This window comes from Streptomyces sp. NPDC059037 (assembly GCF_042740015.1).
Taxonomy (GTDB): Bacteria; Actinomycetota; Actinomycetes; order Streptomycetales; family Streptomycetaceae; genus Streptomyces.
This window is the reverse complement of sequence record NZ_JBHYIG010000339.1, coordinates 1-9,684: the sequence shown is the minus strand read 5'-3', so window position 1 is coordinate 9,684 and position 9,684 is coordinate 1. Positions and strand designations below refer to the sequence as shown.

General features: G+C 72.4%; 10 protein-coding genes. 4 read left to right on the top strand and 6 right to left on the bottom strand.

The features are described from left to right. The first annotated feature begins 71 nt into the window (after window positions 1-71). The gene (gene lnt, locus ACFWY6_RS40670) at window positions 72-1,706 is read left to right on the top strand and encodes an apolipoprotein N-acyltransferase (protein ID WP_384701484.1); all 1,635 of its coding nucleotides are present in this window, start codon (window positions 72-74) and stop codon (window positions 1,704-1,706) included. Here lnt and ACFWY6_RS40665 read toward each other — a convergent pair. Beyond that, window positions 1,630-2,535, bottom strand: a complete 906-nt coding sequence (locus ACFWY6_RS40665; RefSeq protein WP_266869200.1) for a Gfo/Idh/MocA family protein — start codon at window positions 2,533-2,535, stop codon at window positions 1,630-1,632. The two genes, lnt and ACFWY6_RS40665, sit on opposite strands and share 77 nt — an antisense overlap. An 11-nt stretch (window positions 2,536-2,546) precedes the next feature. Further along, window positions 2,547-3,803, bottom strand: a complete 1,257-nt coding sequence (locus ACFWY6_RS40660; protein WP_384701480.1) for an FAD-dependent monooxygenase — start codon at window positions 3,801-3,803, stop codon at window positions 2,547-2,549. Between the two features lie 91 nt (window positions 3,804-3,894). On the opposite strand from ACFWY6_RS40660, the gene ACFWY6_RS40655 reads away from it, so the two are divergent. Together ACFWY6_RS40655 and ACFWY6_RS40650 are read left to right on the top strand one after the other, a co-directional pair. Then, window positions 3,895-4,485: a TetR/AcrR family transcriptional regulator gene (locus ACFWY6_RS40655; RefSeq protein WP_361818997.1), complete on the top strand. Its 591-nt coding sequence runs from the start codon at window positions 3,895-3,897 to the stop codon at window positions 4,483-4,485. Window positions 4,486-4,615: 130 nt separating this feature from the next. Further along, window positions 4,616-5,086: a hypothetical protein gene (locus ACFWY6_RS40650; RefSeq protein ID WP_384701477.1), complete on the top strand. Its 471-nt coding sequence runs from the start codon at window positions 4,616-4,618 to the stop codon at window positions 5,084-5,086. A 37-nt stretch (window positions 5,087-5,123) separates the two neighbouring features. On the opposite strand, the gene ACFWY6_RS40645 is transcribed toward ACFWY6_RS40650, so the two are convergent. Next, complete coding sequence (locus ACFWY6_RS40645; protein ID WP_384701474.1) at window positions 5,124-5,612, bottom strand: hypothetical protein; 489 nt, start codon at window positions 5,610-5,612, stop codon at window positions 5,124-5,126. Between the two features lie 97 nt (window positions 5,613-5,709). Continuing rightward, window positions 5,710-6,678: a helix-turn-helix transcriptional regulator gene (locus ACFWY6_RS40640; RefSeq protein WP_384701471.1), complete on the bottom strand. Its 969-nt coding sequence runs from the start codon at window positions 6,676-6,678 to the stop codon at window positions 5,710-5,712. A 113-nt stretch (window positions 6,679-6,791) separates the two neighbouring features. Here ACFWY6_RS40640 and ACFWY6_RS40635 point away from each other — a divergent pair, with 113 nt between their 5' ends. Continuing rightward, a complete protein-coding gene (locus ACFWY6_RS40635; protein ID WP_384701468.1) occupies window positions 6,792-7,211 on the top strand; it encodes a DUF3224 domain-containing protein in 420 nt (139 codons plus the stop codon). A 2-nt stretch (window positions 7,212-7,213) separates the two neighbouring features. Here the strand turns inward: ACFWY6_RS40635 and ung are convergent, their stop codons facing one another. Together ung and ACFWY6_RS40625 are read right to left on the bottom strand one after the other, a co-directional pair. Beyond that, a complete protein-coding gene (gene ung / locus ACFWY6_RS40630; RefSeq protein ID WP_384701465.1) occupies window positions 7,214-7,897 on the bottom strand; it encodes a uracil-DNA glycosylase in 684 nt (227 codons plus the stop codon). A 110-nt stretch (window positions 7,898-8,007) separates the two neighbouring features. Next, window positions 8,008-9,582, bottom strand: coding sequence for an ABC transporter substrate-binding protein (locus ACFWY6_RS40625; RefSeq protein WP_384701487.1), 1,575 nt, complete (start codon window positions 9,580-9,582; stop codon window positions 8,008-8,010). Window positions 9,583-9,684 lie beyond the last annotated feature (102 nt).

Sequence of the window (9,684 nt, the reverse complement as noted above, 5' to 3'; positions counted from 1 at the left end):
CACTGTCCTAGATCGTCCCGGGCGCGCACACTGGGAACACGACCGGGCGTCGAGGACCGAGGAGGCGCTGCATGGAGGCAGTCGGCGACGACCGGAACGGGTGGCGGGCCCGCCTGACGCCCCCCGCGCGCAGGGAGCTGCTCGCTTCGGCCCGGTGGCGCGGCGCCCTCGCCGTGCTCGCCGGCGCACTGCCGGCCCTCGCCTTCCCCGCTCCCGCTCTGTGGTGGTTCGCCTACGTCGCGCTCGTGCCGTGGATCCTGCTCGCCCGCTCGGCGGGCACGGGCCGCCGGGCCGCGCTCGACGGCTGGCTCGGCGGCATCGGTTTCATGGTGGCCGTGCACCACTGGCTGCTGCCGAGCCTGCATGTGTTCACCCTCGTCATCGCCGCGCTGCTGGGCCTGCTGTGGGTGCCCTGGGCCTGTCTCGTGCGGCACTTCCTGGGCGGGGCCACGTCGCCGGGGCGGACGGCGGCCGCGCTGCTCGTCCTGCCGTCCGGCTGGCTGATGGTCGAACTGGTCAGGTCCTGGGAGGGCTTGGGCGGCCCCTGGGGGCTGCTCGGCTCCAGCCAGTGGCAGGTCGACCCCGCGCTGCGCCTCGCGTCGGTGGGCGGGGTGTGGCTGGTCAGCGCCTTCATCGTGGCCGTCAACGTCGGTGTCGCCGTACTCGTCGTGGCGCAGGCCGGACGGGCCCCCGGGACGACCCGCATTCCGGCCGTCGCCGGGCTCGTGACCGTCGCCACGGTCACCACGTCCGCCTGGGCCTGGGCGCCGCGCCCCGAGCCCGCGGGACGGATCCGGGTCGCCGTCGTCCAGCCCGGCGTGATCGACGGGGCAGGCGGCGCGGACAAGCGGCTCGCGCGCCAGGAGGCGCTGACCCGCTCCCTGGCGGACCAGGACCTGGACCTCGTCGTCTGGGGCGAGAGCAGCGTCGGCCACGACCTGACGCAGCGCCCCGACGTCGCCCGCCGGATAGCTGCACTGTCCCGCGAGACGGGCGCCGACATCCTGGTGAACGTGGACGCCCGCCGTTCCGACCGGCCCGGCATCTTCAAGAGCTCCGTCCTGGTAGGCCCGCAGGGACCGACCGGTGACCGCTACGACAAGATGCGGCTCGTCCCCTTCGGCGAGTACGTCCCCGCCCGCTCGCTCCTCGGCTGGGCGACGTCCGTGGGCAAGGCGGCGGGCGAGGACCGGATGCGCGGCGAACGTCCGGTCGTGATGAACGTCGGGGACGGCCTCAAGGTCGGGCCGCTGGTCTGCTTCGAATCGGCGTTCCCCGACATGAGCCGCCATCTGACGCGCGAGGGCGCCCAGTTGCTGCTCGCGCAGTCGTCGACCTCGACGTTCCAGTCCAGCTGGGCCCCCGAGCAGCACGCCTCGCTCGCGGCGGTGCGGGCCGCCGAGACGGGACGCCCCATGGTGCACGCCACACTGACCGGCGTCTCGGCGGTGTACGGCGCGGACGGCGAGCGCCTGGGGACCCCGCTCGGCACCTCGGCGAGCGCCACGGCGACGTACGAGATACCGCTGGCCAAGGGCGTCACGCCGTACGTGAGGTTCGGCGACTGGCCCGTGCACGCGGCCTTCGCGGTGCTCGTCGCCCTGTGCGCGACCGAGGGCCTGCGTTCGCTCAGGCGGCCTGCTCCTGAGCCGCGCGGACCACGCGCTCACACAGCTCATGGGTCGCCAGCGCATCCCGGGCACTGAGCACCTTGCCGGCGCGCACGGCGTCGAGGAAGGCGAGCACCACCTGCTCGATGCCGCGCTGCCTGGCCACCGGCACCCAGTCGCCACGCCGCCGCACGGTGGGCTGGCCCTTGTGGTCGACGACCTCGGCGAGATTGAGCACCTGCCGCTTGGTGTCCTGTCCGGAGACCTCGAGGATCTCCTCGGTGGAGCCGCTCATCCGGTTCATCACGCCGATCGCCGTGAACCCGTCGCCCGCGAGCTGCAGCACGATGTGCTCGAGGAGCCCGTCCGCGATGCGGGCCCGCACCCCGACGTGGTCGATCGGTCCCGGCGCCAGGAAGCGCAGCGTGTCGACGACGTGGATGAAGTCGTCGAGGACGAGGGTGCGCACGTCCTCGGGCAGCCCGATGCGGTTCTTCTGCATCAGGATCAGCTCGCGCGGGTGATCGAGGCACTGCGCGTAGCCGGGTGCGAGGCGGCGGTTGAAGCCGACGGCGAGGCTGGTCCCGCGCTCCTCGGCGAGGCGCACGAGCCGCTCGGAGTCGGCGAGTTCGTACGCGAGGGGCTTGTCGACGTAGACGGGCACGCCCGCTTCGAGCAGCCGCGTCACGATCTCGGGGTGCGCGGCGGTCGACGCGTGCACGAACGCGGCGTCCAGGTCCTGGGCGAGCAGCGCGTCCAGGTCGGTGTGGCAACGCTCGTCGGGGATGTGGTGGACGCCCGCGATCCGGGCGAGGGTCGCGGGGGTGCGCGTCTGCAGGTGCAGTTCGACTCCCGGCAGGGTGGTGAGCACGGGCAGATACGCCTTCTGCGCGATGTCACCGAGTCCGATGCAGCCGACCTTCACCACTGTCTCCTCTACCGCTGTACGACGCGCTGCTCCTGCTGTGCGCGTTCCGTTCCCGCAGCATACGGCGGCTGCGGCGGGCGCCAGTCGGCGATGGAGGCGAAGCCGCGCAGGATCAGGCCGGGGCCGAGGCGGGCCGCCGCGCCGACGAGGGTGTTGCGTACGGCGATGAGCGGGGCGCCCGTCAGATGGGTCAGCCGGGCGGTGCGTGCCGCCTGCCGGACGATCGCGGTGGTGCGCGGCACCCGCACCGCGCTGTAGGCGGCGAGCCCGGCGGACAGATCGCCGCCGGGTGCCGCGTGGTGGGCGAGGACCACGGCGTCCTCGATCGCCTGGTTGCCGCCCTGGCCGAGGCAGGGCGTCATCGCGTGCGCGGCGTCGCCGATGAGGGCGGTCCGCCCCCGGTGGTAGGCGGTGAGCGGTGTGGTCAGGTGGCGTACGTCGTTGCGCAGGATGTCCTCGGGGCGTGCGGCGTCGATGATCGCGGGGATCGGGTCGTGCCAGTCGGCGAAGCGGCGGGCCATCTCGGCCTTCTCGCCGTCGGGGCTGTGGCCGCCCTCGGGCACGGTGGCGGTGCCGTACGCGTAGATCCTGCCGCCCTTGAGCGGGTGCGTGCCCCAGACTCCGCCGCGCCCCCAGGTCTCGTGCGGCTCGAAGGGGCGGTCGGGGGCGGGGACGACGAGGCGCCAGGCGGTGAATCCGGCGTACGCCGGCTGCGGATGCGCCGGGAAGAGGGCGGTGCGCACGGCCGAGTTGATGCCGTCGGCGCCGATCACGAGGTCGGCCTCGACGTCGCCTTCGCGGGTGGAGACGACGGCCCTGCGATCGGCCGCGCCGGGGTCGGCCAGCCGCGCGCGCACCCCGGTGCGCAGGGCGTCCGCGGGCAGGGCGGAGACGAGCAGGTCGACGAGGGTCGCCCGGTGCAGCATCACGAGCGAGCCGCCGAACTCCCGCAAGGCCCCCGTGGCGCCGGCCCGCACGAGCCAGCGTCCGTTCTGCGCGCGCATCCCGCCGCCGCCCTCCCAGGCCGCGAACTCGCGGACCCGATCGCCGAGGCCGAGGACGTCCAGGGCCCGCTGGGCGTTGCGGGCGAGCCCGATGCCCGCGCCGACGGGCTCCAGCGTGGCCGCCCGCTCCAGGACGGTGACCTGCCAGCCCGACAGGTGCAGGCCGATGGCGGCGGTGAGGCCGCCGATGCCGGCGCCGATGACGACCGCGTACGGCCGCTCGCCCCGCTCGGTCCTGCGCGCTCGCTGTCCCTGGGCCATGGCTCCTCCTCCACCCCCGACCCACTACACCTGTAGTGGGCGATGACCCGACCGTACTACACCTGTAGTGGATGGCGGTAGGGTTGCCCCCATGTCCGTACGCAGCGCGGGGACGCCGCGCGCCGAACTGATCGCCGACACTGCGCTCGCCCTGCTCGCCGAGCGCGGCATGCGCGGCCTGACACACCGGGCCGTGGACGAGGCGGCGGGGCTGCCGCAGGGCTCTACGTCGAACCACGCACGCACCCGCCTCGCGCTCCTGGAGACGGTGGTGCGCCGGCAGGCGGAGCGCGAGGCGGAGGTGCTCGATCCCGACGAGCTGCCGGACCCCGCAGGCGGCCGTGAGGCGCTGATCGCCTCGCTCGCCCTGGCGCTGCACCGCTACCTCTCCGGCGGCTTCCGCCAACTCCTCGTCTCCCGCTACGAGCTGGCCCTGGAGGCGACCCGCCGACCGGAGCTGCGGTCCTACTACGACGCGGCGGGGGCGCAGTTCAGGGAGCCGCTGACGGCCATGCTGCGGGCCGCGGGATCACCGGACCCCGAGCGGCACACGCTGGCACTGGTGGCGTGGACCGACGGCCTGCTGTTCTCGTGCGTGGCGGGCACGTACCACGCCATGGTGCCGAGCGAGGACGAACTGCGCGCCGGCTTCCGGGAGTTGCTGCGGGGGATGCTGGGGTAATCGGGCGGCAATCCCGAGCACCGGGCCCCCTCCCCGGCTCCCCCTAGCGGACGCGCCCCTTCACCCATGCGGGGCATCCTTGGCCCGGTCCCCTTCCCGCAGGGCGGGACCACACAGCAGAGTTGCCCGAATGCACCGCACCACGACCACCGCGACGCTCCTGGTATCCGTGGCGGTCACCGCCGTCTCCGGGTGTGTGAGCGTCGAGCGGAAGCCCGCGCAAGGACCGGCCCCCGTGTCCGCCCCGCCCCCGGCGCCGCGCCCGCACGGCAGCGCCCGCCCCCGGATCGTGGAGGCCCCCGCACGGGAGGCGCTCGAACTCATCGGGCCGCCCCGCCGGCCGGCCCCCAGCGCCACGGCGACGGTCCCCGCCGCACCGCCCCGCACACCCCGCGCCGAGCAGCCAGAGCAGCACGAACAGCCCGAACGCTCCGGCAATTCCCCGCACCGCCGCAGCGACCGCGCCGGAACCCCTGCCCCACCCGCGCTTCCCTCCGCCGTGCCCACCGTCCTGGACGTCTGCGCCCTGGGCGAGGAGTACGGCAACTGGCAGCCGGGCAGCCCCGAGGCCGTCATCTGCGAGGGCACCTACGGACGTTGACCCGCGGCCGCCCGGCCCCCGCCGTGCCCGCCCCGGCTCACTCCACCTCGCTCCCCTCCCCCAACCGCAGCTCCAGCCTGCCGATGGCCGCCCGGATCCCGTCCCCGTACCCGTCGTCCCCCAAGGTGCCCACGGCCGCCCGCGCCCGGCGGATGTGGCTGCGGGCCGCCTCGGGGCGCTCCAGCTTCACGTAGTCGGCCGCCAGGTTGAGGTGCAGGGAGGGATAGAAGCCGCGGACCGCGACCGACTGGTGGTGCTGGTGCAGCCGCTCGTCCGTCAGCTCGTCGGCGGCCGACAACGCCCGCAGGTCCCAGGCCAGTTCGTCCGCGGGGTCCTCCTGCGTGTCCGCCATGTAGTGCGCGAGCGTGCAGCGGTGCAGCGGGTCGCCCGCCTCGCCGATCTCCGACCACAGGTCGAGGAAGCGGCCCCGCGCCTCCTCCCGGTCGCCCCCGTGGTGCAGCATGACCGCCTGCCCGATCCGCGTCATCATGGCGTCTTCCGCCGCCTGCTCCTGCTGCTCCGCCACCGGATCCTCCACACTCGTACGCCCATCGCCCAAACCGATCCCGACGCTAACCGCACCCACTGACAATCACGGTCAGGCGCGGTCGGAAGCGAGGTGCTCACGCGTACCGCTGGGCCAGCCCGGTGACGGTTCTCGCCAGTTCGGCGCGGAGTTCGGGCGGTCCGAGCACCTCGGCTTCGAGGCCGAGCCTGAGCAGGTCGCCGACGGCGACGGGCAGCGCCTCGACGTCGAGGTCGACCACCCGTCGGCCGTCCGCGTCCGGTTCGCCGGCCGCCTCCACGGCCCGCGCCCCGGCCGCCCCGAACAGCGCGGGCAGCAGCCGAAGGCCCGCCGGGGAGACCCGCACCCGAGCCGTGCCCCGCAGGACCCGGGCCTGCAGGTCCTGGGAGGCCGCCTGCCAGTACGCGGCCAGGTCGAACCCAGCGGGGCGCTCGGACGGCTCGTCCTGGTCCTCCGCCGTCACGTCCAGGAAGCGCGAGACGCGGTACGTGCGCACGGTGCCGTCGGCGGTCGCCACCAGGTACCAGTTGCCCGCCTTGAGGACGAGACCCAGGGGGTGCAGTTCGCGGTGCACCTCGCCGCCCCAGCGTCGGTAGTGCGCCCGCAGGACCCGTCGCCGCCACACGGCGTCGGCGACGACGGGCAGCAGCGGCGCGGGGTCGGCCGCCCGGAACCAGCCCTCGGCGTCGAGCAGGAAGCGCTCCTGGATCCGCCGGGACCGCTCACCGAGCCCGGCAGGCAGTGCGGCACCCAACTTGAGCTGGGCGGTGACCAGTTCGGCCCCCAGGCCGAGATCGGCGGCGGCCGCCGGCATGCCCGCGAGGGCCAGCGAGTCCGCCTCGTCGTCGGTGAGGCCGGTCAGCCGGGTGCGATAGCCGTCCATCAGCCGGAAGCCGCCCGCCGGGCCGCGCTCGGCGTACACGGGCACTCCGGACGCGGCCAGCGCATCCACGTCCCGGTAGACGGTCCGCACCGACACCTCCAGCTCGTCGGCGAGTTCGGGCGCGGTCATCCGCCCACGGTTCTGGAGCAGCAGGAGCAGGGCGAGAAGCCGGTCGGCGCGCATGCGAGCAAGTCTGCACCGGTACCTGACAGAAGGTGTCAGGTACCGCTGACAAGCTCTTCTCATCGGCCGGCACGGAGCCGGACAACAGCCCCAGCAGACCGGGAGAACCCCCTATGACTACGACGACCACGAACACGGCCACCGGCAACTTCACCTTCACGCAGTGGGACGAGAAGCCCGTCGCGGGTGCGGACGGCGGCGCACGCATCGCGCACGCCGCCGTCACCAACGACTTCACCGGCGGCATCCGGGCCACCGGCACCTCGTGCCAGTACACGCTCGTCTACACCGACGAGACCACCGGCGCCTTTACCGGCCACGAGTTCATCGAGGGGAGCATCGACGGGCGCAGCGGCTCGTTCGTCCTGGAGCAGCGGGGTTCCTTCGGCGCCGACGGCACCATCAGCTGCACCCTGACCGTCCACCCCGGTTCGGGCTCGGGCGAGTTGGCGGGCCTGGCCGGCACCGGCTCGTTCACCGCGCGGCACGGCGACTCCACCGTGCCGTACACCTTCACCTACGCCATCGGCTGAGCTCAGCCGATGTCCGGGATGCGCCAGTCGATCGGCTCGTGCCCCTGCGCCGCCACCGCCTTGTCGATCTGGGTGAAGGGGTGCGAGCCGAAGAACTTCTTCGCGGAGAGCGGCGAGGGGTGCGCGCCCTTCACCACGACGTGCCGCTCCTCGTCGATGAGCGGGAGCTTCTTCTGGGCGTAGTTGCCCCACAGGACGAAGACGGCAGGGTCGGGGCGGTCGGCGACCGCGCGGATGACCGCGTCCGTGAACTTCTCCCAGCCCTTGCCCTTGTGGGAGTTGGCCTCCCCGGCGCGGACCGTGAGCACCGCGTTCAGGAGCAGGACGCCCTGCTGGGCCCACGGCATCAGATAGCCGTTGTCCGGCACCGGGTGGCCGAGCTCTTCCTTCATCTCCTTGTAGATGTTCCGCAGCGAGGGCGGGGTCTTCACGCCGGGCCGCACGGAGAAGCAGAGGCCGTGGCCCTGGCCCTCCCCGTGGTACGGGTCCTGGCCGAGGACGAGCACCTTGACGTCGTCGTACGGCGTCGCGTCGAGGGCGGCGAACACCTCGTCGCGCGGAGGGTAGACGGGACCCTTCTCGCGCTCTTCCTCGACGAACTCGATGAGCTCCTTGAAGTAGGGCTTCTGCAGCTCCTCGCCGAGGACTCCGCGCCAGGACGCGGGCAGCATGGCGATGTCGGTCACGTCAACAACCTCCGGTGTGCGGTCACTTCTCACCACAGAACCTACCGGCGACCACTGACAATCGATCCGTTCACCCTGCTGCCCGCCGCCCTGACCAAGTGGTCTCGCGCCTACCAGCTGGTCTTGCGCTGCAGCTCCCACATCATCATGATCGCCGACGGGTCGAGGGCACGCTCGCCGCCCGCGATCTCCTCGCTGGCCATGATGTACTGCTTGCCCTGCCACAGCGGCAGCAGCCGCGCGTCGTCGACGAGGAGCTGCTGCGCCCGCTCGAAGTCGTCGGCCACGGCACCGCGGTCGGCCTCACGGCGTGAGTGCGGCAGGACCTCGTCGGTGATCTCCGGCACCGGATAAGGCGTGTTGAGCACGTTCTTCTCGCCGATGAACGGCGCGATGAAGTTCTCCGCGTCGGGGAAGTCGGGGAACCAGCCACGGCCGAAGACCGGGTACTCGCCCTTCTTGGTGCCCGCGTCGAACTCCGTCCAGGGACGGCTCTTGAGCGTGATCTTGAACAGGCCCGACGCCTCTAGCTGCCGCTTGATCTCGGCGAACTCGGGTGCGGTGGCCGAGCCGTAGCGGTCGGTCGTGTACCAGAGCGTGAGCGGCACCGGCGCGCTGATGCCCGCCTTCTGGAGGATCTGCTTCGCCTTGGCCGTGCTGGGGTCTCCGTAGTCGTCGAAGAAGCCGGTGCCGTGCCCGGTCAGGCCCTGGGGGACCATCGAGTACAGCGGTTCGACGGTGTCCTGGTAGATCTTGTGGGCGATCGCCCCACGGTCGATGACCTGGGCGAAGGCCTGGCGTACCGGCTTCTTCCTGGCCCAGGGGTCGTCGGGGTTGAACACCAGGTAGCGGATCTCGGTGCCCGCGCCCTCGACCAGCTGGATGCCCTCGCGCCGGTGCTTGCCCTGCATCTCGACGATGTCCTTGGAGGCGAGGCCGCGGAAGGTCACGTCGATCTGCTTGTTCTTGAGAGCCGAGACCATGGCGGTCGACTTCTTGAAGTAGCGGATCGTGACCGCGTCGTTCTTGCGGTCCGCCGAGCCCTTGTACTCGGAGTTCTTGACCAGCTCCGCCCGGTCGCCGGGCTTGTACGACTCCAGGGCGTACGGTCCCGACCCGGAGATCTCGTTGCCCTCACGGACCTTGTCGGCCGGGTACTCATTGGGGTCGACGATCGACATGGCCGGCGTCGAGAGCACGAACGGGAAGGTGGCGTCCGACTTCTTGAGCCGGAATACGACCGTCCGGTCACCCTTCGTCTCGACCTTGTCGAGCGATCCGAGCAGACCCGCGGGCCCGCCCTCGACGTCGATGCGCCGCATGCGGTCGAAGGTGTACTTGACGGCCTTGGCGTCGAGCTCGTGACCGTCGGAGAACTTCAGGTCATCGCGCAGTTCGCAGGTGAAGACCGTGTTGGTCGCATCGGCGAACTTGCAGGACTCGGCCGCGTCCGGCTCGGGCTCCGCGGCCCCGGTCGGGAAGCTCAGCAGCGTCTGGAAGACGTTCCGGTACAGCTCCCAGGAGCTGTCCCAGGCTGCCGCGGGGTCGAGGGTGCTGGGGGCACTCATGGTGCCGACGGTGATCTGCTGCTCCTCGTCCTCACCGTCGGACGAGATCACCCCGCACCCGGCGAGCAGGGATATGGACAGCAGCCCTGCGGCCGGCCGCAGGCCCCGGCGGGACAGTCCGGCCGGGCCTCGGAGACCGGCCCCCGCCCCCGGGCGCACATCACAGAACACGCGCCCCCTCCACGATCGGCCAGGCCAAGGGTCGGGAGACAATATCGC